The sequence below is a fragment of the Enterococcus sp. 7E2_DIV0204 genome (genome assembly GCF_002140855.1).
Classification (GTDB): domain Bacteria; phylum Bacillota; class Bacilli; order Lactobacillales; family Enterococcaceae; genus Enterococcus_L; species Enterococcus_L lemimoniae.
In genome coordinates this window covers 2,696,636-2,715,791 of the sequence record NZ_NGKY01000001.1, presented here as the reverse complement: position 1 = coordinate 2,715,791, position 19,156 = coordinate 2,696,636, and the positions used below count along the sequence as shown (strand labels likewise).

At 34.4% G+C, this 19,156-nt stretch carries 14 protein-coding genes; 2 read left to right on the top strand and 12 right to left on the bottom strand.

Features of this window, described 5'->3' with window-relative positions:
• Positions 1 to 40: 40 nt before the first annotated feature.
• The 4 genes from A5819_RS19870 to A5819_RS12620 form a co-directional block, all read right to left on the bottom strand.
• Positions 41 to 1,081, bottom strand: coding sequence for a hypothetical protein (locus A5819_RS19870; protein WP_254907269.1), 1,041 nt, complete (start codon positions 1,079 to 1,081; stop codon positions 41 to 43).
• Complete coding sequence (locus A5819_RS12630; RefSeq protein ID WP_086279122.1) at positions 1,071 to 2,195, bottom strand: TIGR02678 family protein; 1,125 nt, start codon at positions 2,193 to 2,195, stop codon at positions 1,071 to 1,073. Before A5819_RS12630 ends, A5819_RS19870 begins: the two co-directional genes overlap by 11 nt.
• Positions 2,192 to 3,667, bottom strand: a complete 1,476-nt coding sequence (locus A5819_RS12625) for a TIGR02677 family protein (protein WP_086279689.1) — start codon at positions 3,665 to 3,667, stop codon at positions 2,192 to 2,194. The genes A5819_RS12630 and A5819_RS12625 overlap by 4 nt, the downstream gene beginning before the upstream one ends.
• Positions 3,668 to 4,069: 402 nt before the next feature.
• A complete protein-coding gene (locus A5819_RS12620; RefSeq protein WP_086279121.1) occupies positions 4,070 to 4,258 on the bottom strand; it encodes a hypothetical protein in 189 nt (62 codons plus the stop codon).
• 833 nt (positions 4,259 to 5,091) lie between these two features.
• Between A5819_RS12620 and A5819_RS12615 the strand changes: the two genes are divergently transcribed.
• The gene (locus A5819_RS12615; RefSeq protein WP_086279120.1) at positions 5,092 to 5,358 is read left to right on the top strand and encodes a hypothetical protein; all 267 of its coding nucleotides are present in this window, start codon (positions 5,092 to 5,094) and stop codon (positions 5,356 to 5,358) included.
• Positions 5,359 to 5,584: 226 nt separating this feature from the next.
• On the opposite strand, the gene A5819_RS12610 is transcribed toward A5819_RS12615, so the two are convergent.
• The 6 genes from A5819_RS12610 to A5819_RS12585 all read right to left on the bottom strand — a co-directional run bounded on the left by A5819_RS12610 (position 5,585) and on the right by A5819_RS12585 (position 16,730).
• Complete coding sequence (locus tag A5819_RS12610) at positions 5,585 to 8,326, bottom strand: AbiH family protein (RefSeq protein WP_086279119.1); 2,742 nt, start codon at positions 8,324 to 8,326, stop codon at positions 5,585 to 5,587.
• Between the two features lie 12 nt (positions 8,327 to 8,338).
• Positions 8,339 to 11,506 carry a type I restriction endonuclease subunit R gene (locus A5819_RS12605; protein ID WP_086279118.1) on the bottom strand — a complete coding sequence of 1,056 codons (3,168 nt, stop codon included), beginning with the start codon at positions 11,504 to 11,506 and terminating at the stop codon, positions 8,339 to 8,341.
• A gap of 11 nt (positions 11,507 to 11,517) precedes the next feature.
• Positions 11,518 to 12,711 (bottom strand): restriction endonuclease subunit S, encoded by a 1,194-nt coding sequence (locus tag A5819_RS12600; protein WP_086279117.1) that lies wholly within the window; start codon positions 12,709 to 12,711, stop codon positions 11,518 to 11,520.
• A complete protein-coding gene (locus tag A5819_RS12595; RefSeq protein ID WP_086279116.1) occupies positions 12,701 to 14,296 on the bottom strand; it encodes a type I restriction-modification system subunit M in 1,596 nt (531 codons plus the stop codon). Before A5819_RS12595 ends, A5819_RS12600 begins: the two co-directional genes overlap by 11 nt.
• Before the next feature lie 164 nt (positions 14,297 to 14,460).
• The gene (locus tag A5819_RS12590) at positions 14,461 to 16,311 is read right to left on the bottom strand and encodes a DUF262 domain-containing protein (RefSeq protein WP_086279115.1); all 1,851 of its coding nucleotides are present in this window, start codon (positions 16,309 to 16,311) and stop codon (positions 14,461 to 14,463) included.
• Positions 16,312 to 16,511: 200 nt separating this feature from the next.
• Positions 16,512 to 16,730, bottom strand: a complete 219-nt coding sequence (locus tag A5819_RS12585) for a helix-turn-helix domain-containing protein (RefSeq protein WP_025868579.1) — start codon at positions 16,728 to 16,730, stop codon at positions 16,512 to 16,514.
• A 107-nt stretch (positions 16,731 to 16,837) separates the two neighbouring features.
• On the opposite strand from A5819_RS12585, the gene A5819_RS12580 reads away from it, so the two are divergent.
• On the top strand, positions 16,838 to 17,149 hold the full coding sequence (locus A5819_RS12580) for a hypothetical protein (RefSeq protein WP_086353061.1): 312 nt from the start codon (positions 16,838 to 16,840) through the stop codon (positions 17,147 to 17,149).
• Between the two features lie 593 nt (positions 17,150 to 17,742).
• Here the strand turns inward: A5819_RS12580 and A5819_RS12575 are convergent.
• Both A5819_RS12575 and A5819_RS12570 read right to left on the bottom strand, forming a co-directional pair.
• On the bottom strand, positions 17,743 to 18,237 hold the full coding sequence (locus A5819_RS12575) for a hypothetical protein (RefSeq protein ID WP_086353060.1): 495 nt from the start codon (positions 18,235 to 18,237) through the stop codon (positions 17,743 to 17,745).
• A gap of 292 nt (positions 18,238 to 18,529) precedes the next feature.
• Positions 18,530 to 18,907 carry a hypothetical protein gene (locus tag A5819_RS12570; RefSeq protein WP_139843547.1) on the bottom strand — a complete coding sequence of 126 codons (378 nt, stop codon included), beginning with the start codon at positions 18,905 to 18,907 and terminating at the stop codon, positions 18,530 to 18,532.
• Positions 18,908 to 19,156 lie beyond the last annotated feature (249 nt).

Below are 19,156 nucleotides of genomic sequence, written 5' to 3'. Positions count from 1 at the left end.
GCTCTTTTGTATCAGCTAAATCCTTTGATGTTTGAGTAAGTCACTTGTTGAGTTCTAACCCCTGATGGACTAAATTCATTCCTTCGTGCTGACTTAATTGTGAGATAGTGGCTGTCAGGGCCTCTACTTCCTGCTCATTTCTCTCAAAATTCTTCCTGTTTTCCAATAAATCTATGTTATGATTTTCCAATTGTTGTTTAAGTTCAGCAACTTGTTTCTCTAATTGTTTCATATCATAAAAAAGCTGGTACCACTTTCCAGCAATTTGAGAGACTAACTCATCATGCCAATTGTGATAATTTTTAGCAAAAGAATTCAATTCTTTCATTTCACGAGTTAAATCCTTCAAACGTTCTCGATGAAGATCGAGTTGTTCAATCGTTTTCGACAATGTCAATAATTCGTCTTCTTTCATTTTCGGTAAGGAATTACGCAAAATGCCATAAATCACAGATGGACGAAAATCCTTAGATAGCTTTGGAGAACGCAGCTGTAATAGCAATGTAATCAATTCGTCAAACTGATCTAAGTGATCGAACCCAAAAATCCGCTGATTGACAAATGATCTATACTCTCTTTGTGTATCAAAAATACGCCCTTTTCCTGCTAAACGATTCTTTAATTTCGCTTTGGTTAAAGGGGTCAATTCCTCTCGATGAAGTTCTTCATAAAGCTCAAAATCTTTGCCTACTCGCTGATTATTTTCAATAGCAAAAAACCATTTTTTGAGCGTTCCGCCTCGATTCGCATGCATCCCAATTCCAACGGTCAAATATTCCTCTCGAGCTTCCCGTTTTACTTCTAAAAATAGATAGCCTATCCCTTCATCTCGTTGAGACACACCTTTTTCACCTAACAAATAATCTTCCATTTTTCGATCTCTGGAACCAAAGGAATCCAAGCGATAGGCACTGGTGTCTCCATCAAATAGCACTGGAAATAAGCTTTGCATCGTCAATGACTTTCCCGATCCATTTGTCCCTCTAAGAAGCATTCGACCTTCTGCTAATTCAAACGTTTCTTTTGTATAATACCAAAAATTTAACAAGCCAACTCGATTCATTACCCATCTATTCGTCATTTTCTTTCCTCATTTCCGCCACCAAACGACCGAAAGCCGGTTGGATAATTATCTTATCCTCTATGCACTCAAACATCCCCCATGAAATGCCTCGATGAAATAGAGTGTCAGATAGCTGACTTAAAGACTTCTCTTTGAACTCCTTTGACCAAAAGCTGCAATAATTTTCTTGCAGCTCCTTCAAAAGCCCACTCCATTGTTCCTCAGTTAGGTAGATTTCACCGTAAGCTGTTGGAATGAATTCCTCTTGCCGTAATATCGTGGCTAATTGTATTAAAACCTCATCCACTACTTGTCGACTAGGGAACAATTCCTGCCAATTATCTCGCTGTTCCAATGTAAAAGCTGCATAATCTCGATACAGTTCAAAATGAAAAGGCGTATTACTCTCAACATATTCCTGCGTATAGCGGTAATAATTTCTCATTAAAGCAAAAATGTCCTCATTTTGGGCCGTTCGCTTAATTTGAGGTGTCATTAACAATCGTTGATAAATCACTTGATTCCGTTCGAGACTGCGGCGACTATCCTCTAAGTCTGCTTTAAATTCATTAAAGGACTCATACTGTGTATAAGACTGTGGTGCTCTTGCTAGGAAAGCACGAGCCATTGGTGTCGTCATAAATAAAATCTCTGTATTGTCTTCCCTTTGCTCAAAATCTGACACTTCTCCTTCAATTCTCTTAATTAACCGTAATTGCTCCATTTTTTTTACAGCTCGCACTAAACTTTTACGATGATTATAATTTGTCCAATCTATCATCAAGGCTTCAGGAATCATGAGTTGAATTCCCTGTACAAGCTCATGCATCATAAAAGGCGCATCTGTTTCCAGTTCCTCTACATAAGCCATACCACAACAAAATAAAGAAAAATCCATAGGCATGATGAATTCATGATTGCCCATCCATGCTTCTAATTGAAATGGACGTTTTAGCACCTGTATATATTGAGGACGTATCGTAACATTTAACCCAAAACGTTGCCGAAATTCTCGTTGAATATACTGCTGATGACGACGTAAAAAGTTGTAGTTTTCAGGTTGATCTTCTCGAATAATCCAAAAATTTTCAACTAACAATTTTACTGCCAGTCCAAACTCTTCTGGTTTCATCCTACCACCCTTTCCATCACGACATAAGGCATAGTTAGCTGACCATCAACACATGCTACTTCAATACTTTGACTTAAATCGATATTAATCGTAACTTCAAAGTCTAATTCAGTCACGATTGTCTGCTGTACTATTTTTTCTATCTGCTGATGATTAGGTACTTGCATTGAAATTGCACTACTGATCCATTTTAAAAACATCTGACGAGCTCCAGCATCTAATCGATCAAGCGTTGAAAAATCAAGTAAGCCCTCCTTGAAATAGCTATCAATCCGTTCACGCTGCGCTAAAACCTTCTGACGATACTGCTCTTGTGCTTCAAACTGAGCGGTCACATTCATTTTGAAACTGGAAGCCTTCCGTTCCTGACGCGCTCCATGTCCTCTTTTATTAAGAAAAAGAGTTCCTGGCGTTAATGTCCAACTATTTTCCCGATTGCTTGTTGCATCGGTACCTTCAGTCACATAAAAATGACGAGAATGCTCTAAACCAAAAATTCCAGCATACATTTTCTGTGCTTCTGACAACTCCTCTACTTTGGAAAACCAACTTGCTAGATGGAGATAATCCTTTTTCCGACTTTGATATTGTCTAATTTCCTGTCCAAAATAATAAATCAAGTTTGTGATCTTGGCGATCATTTGATTGGTTTGCTCCATCAAGTTATCATATTCACTAGGTCGTTGCCCACCACCTATAAACCAATCATGAAGTGCATTCATTTCCCCAACTACCTGATCAGCTACCTCAGATTCAGTAATGCCATCAAAAATAGGAACTTCTTGTTCTTTTAAATATAAACCTGCAATTAACTCCTGCTGGTTAATCGTTGAAAATTTTTGAATCACTTCTTGAAACCGAAAATAAAGATTTTGCACACTAACAATAAACTCCCGTAAATAGTTCATGAAATTATCTTTATAAATGAGAAAAGCTTCTGTTTTCATTCGACTATCCACTTCCGGACTTGTAATATAGCGGATGTAATTTGCTGTTTTTTTACGAATCTGCCCAAACTCGGCACGAATGTCCAACCATAATTCTACTGGATCTCCAGCATGATTAATTAAATCCGTTAGTAATTGTAATAATCTACGGAAGTCCCCTTCATCTAGCGCCCCTTTTGAAACTTGCTTAGAATGTGTTATTTGATAGACCATTTCTTCCACTAGTACACCCGCTTCAGTGATTTGATAACGGAAATTTTTGTTACGCCACTCTTCAATAGATCGAGGTTGGATCATCTCTTGCTGCTTCTCTAAATTTCCCCACGAAACTAAATTTTCCAAATCCTGATCAACTTCTAATTCGCCATAATCTTCTGAATAGTCCTGCTGCATCATTTCTATCACTTCTGGTCGATATAAGGAGCCTTGCATTTGCCGATGACGTTGATAAAAACGCCCCATAATTCGTCTATAACGCTCAAAATTTTCTACTGTCAAATAATTGGCTGGCATTATTTTCTTCATCACTTAAAAACCTCCTAAAAACATATTAATTAAGCAACCATTTGATTTAGAATAATCAGACACCTGATTGGTAACAATAAAAATATCTTCGTCTCTTCTTTCGGTTTAAATTACTTGAAAGTGACTTGCTCTACTTCTCAATATCTATTGCTACAGTAAACTACTATTTATTCAATCCATTATCAACCTCAAGTTGATTATAACACCATTTTGTCTTTATTTTCAGACAATATAAAAAATAAATTCCGTTTAGTTTTGTTAAAAAAACTTAAATCGTACCATTTGTTTTGGATTAATTGATAGAATAGTAAGAGGAATGTGGACGATTTTTCCTTTATATAGCAATATCTTTTTTGTTTGATATCAAAACAAAAAGGCAGAAGCGCCATGATTTAAGCGATTCTAACCTCCATGAAGTTGCTCTTTTTTTCTGATAATGTATTGTTTCATCTCTTCTACATCGTGCTTTTCAGGCTCCCAGCCTTCTATCATATTTGTGCTCAAAACGTACCAGACGCTTTTAAAGTCTTTTTGGGAATTAAATTGTACACCCATGATTGTTAATTTTGATTTATCTATATTTAATGACATAGCAAGCACATCCTTTGATTCGTAGTTAACTACTATTATACTAGATTTTGAGTGAACTTTAAGGAAATGATTCCTATTATTTCACACTAACCTAGTTTTTCAAGCTTCAGGATTATTTAAAGATTAATTGTATCCTATAACAAAACCGAATTTTCGGTTGTTTTTTTTCTCTGTTCGTCTTGATTCTCTCTGTCGATTTATTTATACTTAGTGTATAGAATGGAAATGAAAAAGCTGAGTAAGTCCTGATTCAGAACATCACTCAACTTTATGACAATTTAATCTTTGGCACCTTTTTGTTTGGCTGGCACCGAACGGAAATGGTCTTGAAAACAGCAACGACTGTCCGCACAAGTATGCCAATAGTAAATGAAACACTAGCTTTTTTGTTGTGTCTATTTTTGAGCGGCAACTTGAAAAGACTGCTAGGTTTCTTCAAGGTACTATTGACTTATTCAGGTATTGGACATTGCGCCAATGCCTTTTTTGTTTCTATTCTATGGTTGATTTTTTCTAAAGTAACAATGTACGAAGTTAAAAATAGAAAAATAAAAAACGGCACCTTACAACCTGACTGGCATCACGTTGCAAGGCCCCGAATAAACAGCAACGACTGCTTATCCGAGTTGCCGATAGCGCGTACCTAAGTACTCGCATGTTTTATTGTACTTAATTTTGATTGATTTGACTAGGGGTATTAGCGGATTCTTTCATTTTTCTGGCGATTTCATGCGTTCTTTGACGAACTATTGCACACGATGAGGCACAGATAGGTCTGATCGTTTTTTATTTTCCTGTTTGTTTTTCAAAAAAATAGGAATGGATGTGTAGTGATGAGTAAAGAACAAAATTTGAAGGCGGTCCCTTATCAGGATATTTTGGATGTGCGGAGTGAGTTGATCAAGCTTCGGTCTTGGCAGAAGTCGTTGGTTTATTTGGATGAGTTTTTTGATGGGAAAGTTACGAGGAATAAGAAGGATATGCGGATGCGGTATTATGCTTGTCAGCAGCTGTATCAGGTTTTTTCTGGGGATTTTGAGGGGGTTTTGAAGGATAGTGAGGAGATTGTAGCGAGGATGATGCAGAGAGGGAAAGTATAAATATACGCACTTTTTATGAACATCTCTATCAAAAAGAAAACAAGCCCTGTTTTAGTTTTTAAACTTCAATTAAGGACTTGTTTTCATCTGTTCATTTTTATAGACTAGAAATAATTTAAAGACAAGCTATCTAATTATACATAATTTTATAGTATAATTTTAAAAAAGTTCTTTTAAATCTGAAACAAAAAAAGTATTCTTCCCACTAATAATAACAATAAGATACCTACATCAAATAGGTAAGCTCTTCATTTAACGGTACTATTTGTTCCTCTAATACTTTCTGCCAAGCTTGTTTCATTTGTTGTGGATACTTAAATTTCTTCGCATCAGGATGTATTTTTTTATACTTATTAAAATCTCGACTATCAATAATAGAACCAATGGCAGGTATAGGCTCCATTCCCTTTTTATATTGTACTGCTGAAAGCATTAAATCTTCATTTGAAACAAACCATTTTTCAGAAAATTGATTAAATATTTCTGCTCTTATACGTTTAAATTGCTGCTCTTTTAGTTGGAAAATTTCAGCTTCTGTCAATTCCTGATGTTCAATTAAATCAAGAATTTGTTTGTAAATATCGATGACCACCTGACTCTTATTTTCGTCTCGCAAGAAAATCGTAAACGCTTCAGAATTAATTTTAGCTTCTGCATAGTCAAATAGTAGTTTTTCTGTTTTTGTATAGTCAATAGGTTGTTCATTATTTTCTAATGAATCAAAATCACTTTTAGGTGCATCTTCATTAGTCGTCTTTTGAATCTCTTTATTTGGAGATTTTGAATGACTCAATTTCTCTCGAATCAGTGTTAAAATGGGTTCTTTACCCTCTTGAGCATGATTTAACTTCGTTGATAGTTCATCATACCATTCTTCAAAGTCAGTAACGATTTCTTGGGACAACGTTTCTTCCGGCTTAAGAATGCTGGTAAAAGTTTTTTCCATAATTTCTTTCGTTGTGATTAAAAATGGATCAACCGCAACACTTTTATACTTTTTATAATACTCCATAATTGAAATGCTTTCTTCATCAATAATCAGCTTTATATTTGTCGAAAATACATCCAATAGAACATCAATTTCTAATTCGGCAAATGATCGAATGTTATCTGGGCTATTGAGTTGCAACAATTGGAACTGAGGAAATCCTAGTGAGTTTTCGTCGCTTTTCATTAATGAAGAAAACTGTAAACGATCATCTGGATAACCCGTAATCGTAATTTCCTTAATATGATTTCCAACAGTGACTGTTGGAAAATTTGTCGTAGAACAGTCAATTCGTAAAATTTCTACATTTTCTAAATGAGCTTCGATATTATAAGTATCTGTATCTGAAAAAACAATGGAAACTTCAAGTAGATTTTTAGCATTTTCCAAAATAGAATTTTCTATAAAAATATTCGTATTTTTTTCAATCACAAGCTTTTCAATATTATTCACTAATTTGGCAGAGTTAAAAATAAAGTTTTCATTTTTGTTTTCAGGATTAAACGTAGAATCAATAATCTCCAATCTTACTAATGACTCACATACTGAAATATCTAACTCTGTCAGCCCATTATTCAACAATGTACAATGATCTATGCTCATATAAGTCATATTATCCGCATCTTGGAACAGATTCTCTAAAAATTCTATATCAATACCAGTATTTTTGAAATATGCTTTCTCAATAAAGGACAGTAAATTCATAAATGCTTTAGAATTTTTTATCCTATTTAGATACTCTTCCTTTAATGTACCTGAAAAACACACTTTTTTAATCCGAATAGGGATTCTGTTTTCTTGAAGTTTTTCTATCAAGTTAAGGACAGTCTCTACATTTTCAGATGTAATAGTTAACTCCGTAATATGTTTAAATATAAAATGACGTGCTGTTAAGGACAAATCTTCTAGTATTTCTTGCTTAGGAAATTTATTCTTTAAAAAAGGTTCGATTGTCTCATAAGCAACATAACTATCAATAACTAATTGATTTTCTAATAAAATTTCTAAAAACGGAACCAAAACAATTTTTTCAACAATAGAAGAACCTAATTCCCTAATCAGTTCTTCCATTTTCGTCGAATAATCTGCTTCATAATAAAAAATAAACACTCTTTTTGCGTCAAGTAACATTTTACTCAAGAAGGGAAAATCGCTTCCTTGTAATGAATGTCCAATAATATAAAGATCAAAGTTTTCTTTCTTTTTTTCTAATTCATCCATAATATTTTTACGCGTTGTATTTAGCTTATCATTTTCTTTAATTCTAAATAATTTATCATTCAATAGTGATTTGGAATAATGAATTCTTCTTGTATCTTCTCTATCTGCAAAGCCACCGCCAAAAAGAATATTTTCATCTTCAATACTTCCATGAATGTGTGCAATTCTCTCTTTTGCCTGTCTGACTTGCTTCGTTGACTGCTGTATTTTGTCTTCACTGCCATCGTAAATAATATCTTCACACAAATCCTCTAAGGTATCTGTGTAGTTAAAATTAATGAAAAAGGCATCCTCATCTTTCATTAGTTTTTGAATAAAAGGATTAACTTTTTTGGAAAACTTTTTAAATTCTGAACCATATTGCGGTACAGTATTTTGTTGCAGCCATTTTTGATATTCATCAGAAACATAGTCATAGAAGTCTTTTTCCAGTGCTGTAATTGCGTCATTGATCCCCGTAATTTCAAAAGAATCCTGTAAGTCTTCATGCTGTGCACGATTATTTACCTTCCTGACCGTTTCTTCATACAAGCTTTCAAAATCAGACCAATTCAAATTAAAATCTTCATACTTTCTCAAAAATAACCGATTATACTCATAAAGTTCTAAATCCTCTGAGAAATGATGTCGATCTTTGATATAGTCAATAAAATGTTGATAGGAAGTCTTTAGCCCTAAATTTATATCCAAACCATTGCCAACCACAACAATTTTATGTTCTTTTTTTGGAATGGTTTCCTCTATACCCAACTCTTCCATCTTATTTTCCACCTACCTCAACTCATCATCCAGCGGTACAATTTGTTCATCTAACATAAATCGCCATGCACGTTTCATGGCTTGCGGGTATTGAAACGGTTTGACTTCTGGATGAATTACTTTGTATGCATCATATTCTTTACTTTCAATAATTCCACGCATATTAGGGATTGGTTCTTCTCCAAAAACATATTGAATCGCTGATGAATGGAGTTCAGCTTCAGAAACAAACCATTCTTTCGAGAAGTTGGCAATAGCTTGATCTCTAACTTTCGTAAAGAACGCACGTTTAATGGCAAAAATGTCTTCCTCTTGATTCACTTCTCCAGTATCAATCCCATTCAAAATCCCACGATAGACTTCTTTTACAGGCTCTGTTTTATTTAACTTTTGTAAGGCTTTTTCAATTTCTTCTCGTATATCTGGATTATTCGCTGCATATGTTCCCAACAGCTGATCGATATACGTAGAGTCAATATCATACAACTTAATCGCATTATCACTATAAAACGCAATCCCTGAAAAATCAGCTTTATCATCTATTCCTTTTTCATTGGGTTCAGTTTCCATCAAAGAACCCTTTATCGTTTGGTAAAGCCCAATTTGTTCTTCAAGAAGGCTCACTTGGTTTGGCAATACGGATGATTTCTCCATATCATTGTTATACTCATCATAAGTAACCAATGCATCATACGCATGATTTAACGCTTGAAATGCTTGAACATACTCTATTCGTGTTTCGATTGTGTCATGTTCATCTATCTCACCATGTAGACGGGTAAATTCTTCCATGTGTTGATAGGCTTTTTTGAACCGTTTTTTTGATTCTTTATAGGTTGGATAAATCAAGCCTGATTCTTCTTTTGCTTCAGAATATAGTTTCGTCGCTGCTTTAACATTTTGTTCCATTGTATAAGGTTTACGGAATGTCACAACCAACCCTTTGGATTTCTCTGGATAGGTGCGATTGGTCCGAGAAAAGGCTTGAATTAATCCAGCATATTCTAAATGACGATCAACAAACAACGTTTGAATCGTCGGTGCATCAAACCCAGTCAATAAGCGGTCAACCACAATGACCAAATCAATCTGATGGCCAAATTGTTTGAATTCTGCTTTTTTACGGGCTAATCGATTATTAATATCACCATTATAGCGTTCAATATCCGAAATTGACCATGCTGTGCGGTAATAACGATTATACTCTTGAATCATCTCTTTCATCTCATCTTGTTTTTGCTTTGCATTATCATCGTTTTCATCTAATGAATACGTAATGGCAATTCGAGGAAAATCAGGATCTTCCATGGTTCGACCTTCACGAATTGGGTGATTTGGAAATTCTGTTTTCAGCCAATTTGTGTCTTGGGTCAATTTTTTTATAGCTTTGTAATAACGTTTGGCCATTTCAATTGAGCTTGTGGTTAAAATAGCGGACTTACTTGGACGACCACCCTTAAAATCAAACTTCGTATAGGCATTATCCGGGCGAAATATTTTCCGGATCACTTTATCAATATGGGCATCGTCTTCATAGGTCGTATTTTCAATATACTGTTCTTTTGTTAGTCCATCCATTTGATCGATTAGTTGATTGATTTGTTCAGAACTATAGTCTGCATATTTTTCCACGGCTTGTAATTGTCGATAAATTTGATTGTCCAGCGACACTGGTTCAATCGTATTCTCATGCTCCACTTGAAAGCCTAATACCGACCCGTCTTCTAGTGCATTTTTAATTGTGTATGTGTGTAGGTTTTCTCCGTATTGATCGTAGGTTGTTCGTGCAAGTTGCCCTTTTACTTGCTTTTTATTCACTTCAAAAATAGGGGTTCCAGTAAAGCCAAACCAAGTAGAATTAGGGAAAAATTCTTTAATTTTTTCCATATTTTCCGCACTTAATGCTCGGTGGCATTCATCTACAATAAAAACAATGTGTTGGCCCATGAGTTTTTCAAAACGGTTTGTTCCTTTTTTGGCTTCCTGCTTCTTCGCATACTTCAAAGCAGCATCTAATTTTTGACGCGTTGTAACAATGATGACATTCGAGTTTGCATCTGCAAGCAAGGTATTACTTAAATCCTTATGATTATCTGTTCCAACAATCAAACTATTGGCTTTCGCCTCTCCAGAGGATATCCCTGTGTTAAATTCAGACGCAAACTTCGTGAATTCACTTGTTGTTTGACTATCCAAATCCTTTCTGTCGACGAGCATAATCGTACGATCAATGCCTGATTTTCGAGCTAGTAATTTAGTAGAAACAAAGCTTGTTAAGGTTTTCCCTGAACCTGTCGCATGCCAAACATACCCAGATTGATGCTTGTTGGCTGCTACAAAGAGCGATTCAATTGCATGAATTTGGTACGGATGTAACACCATCAAGGTTTTATCATCTTGATCTTCACTAACAATCGTATAGTTGGCAATCAGGCGATGGGCATCTGGAATATTTAAAACTTGTTTACAAAACTCATAGAGATTCTCTACTTTTTTATTGTCCTTCGTACGCCAACTGAACAGAAATTTACGGTGCAGCTCTTTCGGCAGGGCATTGGCAAAATAACGCGTTGTCTGTTCATTGGAGACGACAAATAATTGGAGCGTTGAAAAAATGTTCTGGCGAAACACGCCTTCTTCTGCGTATTTTTTAATTTGATGAAACGCTTGATAAACGCCATCTTTCGCCGTAACCTGTTTTAATTCAATTTGAACAATTGGCAAGCCGCAAATTAACAAGGTGACATCGAATCGACGGTCTCTTTCTTCTGCACTACTACGCTGCTTGGCAATTTGATGCACCACTTCATACGTTGAAATACCGCCTCCAACATCTTGATTTGAGTAGAGGATGAGAGACATAGAGCCAAGGGAAATCTCTTCACGATCAATGGTGAGTCGTGCAATACCATTTTCGCCTTTCAACCATTTAGCAGCCTCAAATGGCGTTTTTGTTTTTTGTAATAATGCTGTTTTGATTGCATCGAATTCCTTATCTGTTAACGGATGTTCCCCGATTTCAGCAAGATTATTCTGTGTGATTTTATCTCGAAGATTCTGCCAAAGATCCGCTTCTGATTTTAATTCAGGGCGATACGTCCATTGATTATATCCCTCACCTAAGACTTTAATCAAATGGCTTTCGATTTCAGCTTCTTCACGATGATTGATGTTAGCCAACTTGTCACCTCCTAGATAAACATTTTTTGAAGAAAAGCTTTTTTAGTTTCTTGTAGTAAGTCTAATTCACGTTGATGAAGGGTGATAGTTTCGTCGAGAGACCTGAAAAAGTCTCCAATTTTTTTTTGTTCCTTTTCCTTTGGAGCTAAAATGCTTGCTTCCTTAATGTCATTCGAGTTAATACTTTCAAATGTCGATCCTGTACTTAATTTACTCCAGTATCCATTTTGTTTCATCTTCACAAGTAATTGAAAAATGAATTCATTTCCTTTTATTCCAGCTACTCCACGACCTAAAACCACATCATAATCAGTTTTTCCAATATCTCCAACAGGAGCTCGCACACTCAGAATCAAATCACCTTTTTCCGCTTGTTTTGTCACTTGAGTTGTCCAAACTCGTGGAACAACTCGACCATTTTTCATGTCCGCATTACCTTGAACAAGAACATAATCATCTGAATTTTGAGTATAGTTTTTACCGTTTGGTGATTGTCCCATAGTAATTTTAACAATTTTTCCTAATTCACACGGTTCCCAAGCTTCAGTAAATCCTGGAAAGCGAATTTCTGGTACTTTTTCGCCCTCTTTTGGAAACATTTTTTGTAAAAAGCCTTGTTTGGTTTGTTTGAGATTCATAAGTTTTTGCTGATGAAGAGTAATTGCATCGTCTAATTGTTTGAAGAAAGATCCGATTTTCTGTTGCTCTAATTTACTAGGATAAGGAATAGGCATTGATTTAAAAACCGAGTCTTTAATAGCAAAACGATCTGATCTTGCACCAGAATCGCCATTCAATTTCATAAAATTATGCCATGCAGTAGTATAAAAAAAATATTCCAAATAAATTTTATCAATACTATGAATTCTAAAAACATAGTAAAGTGGTGACATCACTCCTGTTCTTCCTAATTTATTCCGATTTATTGGTCCAACAGGTGCAAAGTTTGAGATTCTTGGATTGTATACAAAATCATCTTCTCTAACAACATAATATCCATTTAAATTTTTTTCATTAGATATATCCTTATCAAAATAATCCCTTTGACTCATAATTCCAAATTTCGCAGAATTAGTAAACGTTTCAGTAAATTCATTATTTTTATTCTTTTCAGTTACCTTATCTGAAATTTCTCCCAATTCTAGCTGATCCCAATCTCCCTCAAATCCCTGAAGGCGAATCTCCGGTTGTTTTTTATTCTTCATGTTTAAACACCTCTAACGCACCTTTGAGCCAGTCTTGGTCTTCTGGTTTCACTTGTAAAGAGGAAATTATTTCAAATAGGCTTGTTTCAAGCTGTTGTTTTTCTTCGCGAATTTTTTTCATTTCCTGTCCCACGCTTACCATGTCAACAGGCTCTTCCTCTTCAAGCGTATTCACATATTTTGGAATATTTAAGTTATACTCGCTATTTTCAATATCTTCAAAGCTTGCTAAATACGCATATTTCTTGATTGTTTTACGCTCTTTATACGCAGCGATAATGCAGTCTATATTTTCTTTTGAGAGTTTGTTTTGATTTTTTCCATTGATGAAATTGTTACTAGCATCAATAAACAACACATCTCTAGTTTTTCGATTTTTTTTCAAAACAATCACGGTTGTTGGAATCGATGTGCCAAAGAAAAGATTCGCCGGCATGCCAATGACTGCATAAATACTACCATCTTCTAGCAACTTTTTACGAATAACGCCTTCCGCTGCACCACGGAATAAGACACCATGAGGCAAAACAATCGCCATCGTCCCGGTGTCTTTCAAATGATAGTAGCCGTGTAACAGAAATGCAAAATCTGCTTTTGATTTTGGTGCTAATTTGCCATAACGGTTAAAACGAGAATCGTCTAAAAAAGTATCATCTGCTGACCATTTGGCTGAATAAGGTGGATTCATCACCACAGAATCAAAGGTATAGGGCTCATCTGATGGCCAATCTTTATTTAGTGTATCACCATTACGCAAACGCATATCTTCTTTATCCACACCATGTAAAATTAAGTTCATTTTTGCTAAATTATAGGTGGTGGTATTCAACTCTTGTCCATGATATTTAACTGTTTCTGGGTTGTTTAAATAGTGGCGTACATTTAACATTAACGAGCCTGAGCCCATGGTCGGGTCAAATACGCTAAATAAATTTTTCTCTTCCTGTCCCAGCGCCACAATTTGCGCCATCATATCAGAAACCATATGCGGAGTATAGAATTCACCTGCTTTTTTGCCTGCTTCTGAGGCAAATTCACCGATTAGGAATTCATAGGCATCTCCAATAACATCCCCTTCATGGCCAAGAACATCAATATCATTCAGCTTTTTTAAGACTTCGGTGATCGTAATATTTCGCTGCTGATCATCTGAACCTAATTTTTTGGATTCTAAATCTACATCATCAAATAACCCATTAAATTGATCGTACTTCGTTGATAACTGAAGGAAGCCATCTCGCAAATCCTTTAATTGGAAAGTGTTCTGTTTGGCTTGCTTAGCTAAAATGTTGAATAAATAGTCTGGCTCTATATCATAGCCTAAAGTGTCTACTAACGTTGCAATTAAATCGTCTTTTGTCTCCTCATCTGATAACAGTTCCCTATAAAGAGCGGTTTGTTTTTCGATTGTATCGTATTCTGTCCTCGCTTCACCAGACAAATCAACAAGCTTATCCAGTAAGTTATCTGATAGATATTTGTAAAAGATTAGGCCTAACAAATAATTTTTATATTCTGAGGCATCCATTTTACTGCGAAGACTATCCGCTGCACTAAATAAACGCTGATTTAATTCTACTCCCATGATTACACGCTCCTACTTTTCTTTTCACCTTATTTATTGTACCATTTTTCTATTAAAAAAGTGGGACAGATTGCCATGGCTGTTTCTGCTAACTGCGAAAAAAATCAATTTATTAAATAGTCCTCACTAGAAAATAAATTGATTTTTCAGACAATCTTGTCAGACTAAATTTCTAAAAACATTTGACGTGTTTCGTTGTTATCTTCTCGCTTAAATAGTTGAATAAATTGCTGATAATCTGCTAACCGCTCAACCGGAAGCTCCATTAGCTGAACCTGCGTTTCACACTCATCGACTTGATTCAAGCCCCAATCATTTAACAACTCAAATAACTCATCAGAAATTCGAATGTCTCGTTCACGAATTTCGTCTAAGCCCCAGTCTATATGTTCTGTTGAAAGATCAAGGACAATTTGAACATCCGATTTCTGGTAGCTCTCCTTCTTTTTCATAAAGTAGCCATTACTTGCAATCACATTTAATTTTTTTTCAAAGGGAATTTTATTGCCCAAGTGTTCCACAAGCTCTTTGACTTCTGTATCGGAATTTGGCGGAAAATAACTTGACTGCCATTTTTGAGGTAAAATATGCTCAATTTCCCATTTTTCCGGAAGCAGCGTCTTTTGGTGTTGATAGGCAAGTATTTTCAACATCATTCGGACAGTATTGCGATGAGCCGTTTTGATTTTATCCTTCAATTCCTTTTCATCGATTTCATTAAAGTCAAATTTAGGGGTTGCTGATTGGATAATTTCAGCATTTAAATTTAGAATACTTCGTTTCACTGCATTAATTGTTGGCGTAATAATATAGCGTGCCGAAAGAACAGCAAATAAACGTTTCAAAAATTGTAAAAACGCGAATTCAAAATTTTCCTTGTCATGATAACGCAAATAATAAATCACAACAGGATATTTCCAAAATTCATTTGGATATGAGGTCAACCCATCTAGTACCTGATTAATCTCGATATTTTTAGACCAGTCTTCATCTTCAAGCTCGATTCGATTATTGATGACAAGCCATAAATTTAAAATCGTGTTCAGGTTCTTCATGACATCTTCTTTATATAAACGCTCGAAATTATTTTTTGAATAGTATTTTCGAATTCCCGGCGTTGTTGTGTTCCGGTCATTATCAAGTGCTCTTAGATAAAACATATAATAATAGAACAATTTTTGAATGCTCTCGTTTGCATGGCTGGCTTCTTCATCTAACTGCTGCCAAAATTCAATAAATTCTTCTTTACCGTTTTGATCTAGATGATTATAGATTTTTGCTTTAAAAATATCTGCATCCGAAAGTGCCAGCCCACGATCATTTAAGGTTGAAAAAATGGTTAAGGCTGTGTCTTGGGAATCCGCCGTAATAGGTAATAAAATGGCTTTATTTAATGTATTATGCATAAATCGAAACAGCAGCTCAGGCTGTGCTGTAGCATACTTTTCAATCAGCTCTAAAAACAACTCATAGTTTAACGAATAGTTGTCTTTTGCCTGTTTTTCTGTTTTTCCCGTCATCAAAATGGATGAAAAAACCTCATTTCCTGCATCGCCCATTACTTTTGAAGTAATCAATATTTCTTCATAATTCACTTTTGCAGTCAGTTCATCCTGCTCCCAAAGGCAAGCTTCAATCTGTGTCTTAAAATTGTTAACTTCTGGTGTTTCAGCCATACTTTTCAATTTAGTATAAAGCGCACGTAACAAAAGAAACAGCGACGTGATTCGTTGTTGGCCGTCAATGATTTCTTGTTCATTTCGATCATTTTCATAAGATACGATCGTTCCTAAAAAGTATGTACTTTCATACTTACTTTTAGTGTGTCCAGTACCATCTTTCCCATAGTCCAAATTTTCTTCTGTGAATTCTACCAAATCGTCAAATAGTACTTGAATTTGTTCATCTGTCCAAGCGTAGGATCTTTGATACTCTGGGATAACAAATCTTTGTTTTTTTCCAGATTCAAGCAACTGCTTTACACTTTGTTTGTTTACTTCAATAGTTGTCGCCATATACAGTTCTCTCCAATATAGTAAATTTAATCCTGTTCTCTTCTCAATGACCAGTATATCATACACAACAAGTCGTTGCTCATTTTATTTCGTGCATAGATTTTATCAAACTAGTGTTACGATTTTTATCCATTTGTCCTGTTTAATAAAGAAAAGGAAGACAGTCATCCAGAGCCGCTGTTTTGCTTATAAGAGAAAATTTATTTTTTATACACGCTTTTATTCTTCGTTCTATCAAGCAGATAATCAATACTCACATCAAAATAATCGGCTATTTTAATTAGAGTACTAGCTGTCCACTCTATTTTTCCAGTTTCATATTGAGAATAAGTATTTTGTGACACATTCAACAATTTTGCCATTTCTTGTTGTGTTATATCATTATCTTCTCTTATCGATCTAATGTTTACATATTTCATCTTCATCACCCAACTCCATTATAAATATCTGTAATAAAGATATTGACATTTATCTGCAATACAGATATTATTGATATACAAACAATTATAGAAAGGATTAACAAATTATGATAGAGAATAAAGCAACTGCTTTAACAACAAATAACAAGCAACCAATCAAACAAGTGTCCTACCAAGACATGTATGCGATGAAAGACACCCTCGAACAGCTTGAATCATGGACAGAAATATTAGAAATAGTCAATAAACACTTTGCAAACCGAAAACTACCACTAGACAAGAAAAAAATTGCCAGAGATTACTACTCCATATCTCAAATTTTTGGTTCATTTATGGATGATTTCTCAACCTGTATTGACCGATTAGAAACACAACTGAACCAATTAATGAAAAAAGAAAAGGTCAAATGCTCGAAATGATTTTAATTGCTATTTTGTGAGTTTCCGTATACTAACAAAAGCACATGCCAAATAAGAGAAGTCAACAGTGACTTTAGGAAAACATTGTGACTGTTGGCTTCTTTTATAATGTTATATGATGCAACATTTCCTCTATTTCTCTAGAATAGATTTTTGTATTGCTAAAAAATCTGCAACTTATTTTTTAAGTACAGTAATTTCATTATGAAAGATTTGATTAGAGCAGTTTTTTCCAATAGGATTGATTTTATCAATCAAAAAGATGCGTTTTTTCACATGTCAATCAATTATAACAATATAATCGTCAATGCTTCTTTCCATTAAAAATGCACTTCTATTTTTCGTTTTCTGTTGCTTCATTTTGACTTGAATTAGCTTATTCTCTTCGTCCAGTACATCAAAATGTTTTTTTCAGCAAATAGAAAAAGCTAGAAACACTAATATAAAAGTGTTTCTAGCTTATATAAAGTATTATCTAACAGACACTTCCATTTAAATAACCACTGACAAGAGCTACCATGCCAATATACATAATCTCATATTCAATAATTCTTATTAACATGGGTACTATACATAAAAGATGCTTCTTTAACTCAAACTAACTTTTCATTCATCTTTCTGTATTCCTCAGTGTAATCATCTAAAATCTTATATAGGATTAAAATATATGAATCTTGTTTTGTTAATGCATGAAACCCGTCAGGATTAGTTTCCATCAATTCTCTTAAACCAATTTCCGCATCCACCATAGTTCCATCTAGCAATATTGTTATCATTGTGTTGAACTGTTTTCTTAGTGCATCAGCATGTTTATTTTTGTAATTTAAATTTGAATAGAAAAGCGGCTTTTTAGATAATAACTTTGCTTCATACTCAATTTGTTCATACTTACTATTTGAACGTGGGTACAACCTAATCATTGTCACAACATCAGATACAATCTGTATAAGTTGTTCAAATTGTTTTCTATTTTCAGAATAGCTTGTTTGAATACCTCTATGCTTTTTCTTATCATATACCGAATACAAAGCGTTGTATATCGCAACTCCTAGAGTCATTAAAGAAATTAACAGCGTACCGACTTCCATTAAATCACCTCAAAAAAATTATATCAACAATTAGAAATAAATAAAATACCTTCAAACGTCTGCTATCATTTCGAATCAACTAGAAATAATCTAAGCACCTTATACCACAACACCAACAAGCGCAAACCTCCGTTGATTGATGTCATACTTTTCTACTCTTATTAACGTATCTAATACAAATTTGAATACTTAGCAATATAGTATAAAACCAGAATCCTTGCCAATATAAGATTTCTGGTTTTTACCACTTAAATCCTGTTCTATTTTTAGTGTCAGACCTGTTATTAAACAGTTACATAACATTGATAATCTCTACTCGCTCTGCTAAAACCCATCCATTCATTCCATATGAAGAATATAAAACTTGATAAGCTACATTTGTATTTCTGATTTCATTTTCCAGTTCTTCGAAGGAATCATACATTATGAGCCACGCCTTTTTTTCTCCTTCCTGTAATAACCCTTCATTTTCTGAGAAAAAATCATCAAGTGATCTTTCCTCTAAATCTAAAATCACACTATATGGCATTTCATCATAAAATTTATAAGTAAAAATATTATGAAATACTACTTGTTTTTCCTTTATATCATTGCTTACTTCAAAAGTTATCTTTTTTTCTTCGAAGTTTACAGTATAACTTTTTATTATATAATCATGTACATTATTCATACCTACCATTCTCCTTTTCATCTAAGCGGTCTCTTACTTCAATCCCGCTGATACTACGTGAAGATGTTAAATTAAAATTACATATTAAAGAATCTGTATTATCAGTTGAAGCAAAAATAAAAAACTAAAAAATGATAGTAAGACGACCACAAGCAGTCTTCTTATGAAAGATGAAATTTTCCAAATATTATTACCTATTACAAATTGAAATATTAAAGATTCTACATAAGCTGAAATTAAATATAAAAT

Bases quoted from the DNA above. Each gene is read 5' to 3' on its own strand.
- A5819_RS19870 (WP_254907269.1), bottom strand. From the start codon at position 1,081: ATGACGAATAGATGGGTAATGAATCGAGTTGGCTTGTTAAATTTTTGG.
- A5819_RS12630 (WP_086279122.1), bottom strand. From the start codon at position 2,195: ATGAAACCAGAAGAGTTTGGACTGGCAGTAAAATTGTTAGTTGAAAAT.
- A5819_RS12625 (WP_086279689.1), bottom strand. From the start codon at position 3,667: ATGAAGAAAATAATGCCAGCCAATTATTTGACAGTAGAAAATTTTGAG.
- A5819_RS12620 (WP_086279121.1), bottom strand. From the start codon at position 4,258: ATGTCATTAAATATAGATAAATCAAAATTAACAATCATGGGTGTACAA.
- A5819_RS12615 (WP_086279120.1), top strand. From the start codon at position 5,092: ATGAGTAAAGAACAAAATTTGAAGGCGGTCCCTTATCAGGATATTTTG.
- A5819_RS12610 (WP_086279119.1), bottom strand. From the start codon at position 8,326: ATGGAAGAGTTGGGTATAGAGGAAACCATTCCAAAAAAAGAACATAAA.
- A5819_RS12600 (WP_086279117.1), bottom strand. From the start codon at position 12,711: ATGAAGAATAAAAAACAACCGGAGATTCGCCTTCAGGGATTTGAGGGA.
- A5819_RS12595 (WP_086279116.1), bottom strand. From the start codon at position 14,296: ATGGGAGTAGAATTAAATCAGCGTTTATTTAGTGCAGCGGATAGTCTT.
- A5819_RS12590 (WP_086279115.1), bottom strand. From the start codon at position 16,311: ATGGCGACAACTATTGAAGTAAACAAACAAAGTGTAAAGCAGTTGCTT.
- A5819_RS12585 (WP_025868579.1), bottom strand. From the start codon at position 16,730: ATGAAATATGTAAACATTAGATCGATAAGAGAAGATAATGATATAACA.
- A5819_RS12580 (WP_086353061.1), top strand. From the start codon at position 16,838: ATGATAGAGAATAAAGCAACTGCTTTAACAACAAATAACAAGCAACCA.
- A5819_RS12575 (WP_086353060.1), bottom strand. From the start codon at position 18,237: ATGGAAGTCGGTACGCTGTTAATTTCTTTAATGACTCTAGGAGTTGCG.
- A5819_RS12570 (WP_139843547.1), bottom strand. From the start codon at position 18,907: ATGAATAATGTACATGATTATATAATAAAAAGTTATACTGTAAACTTC.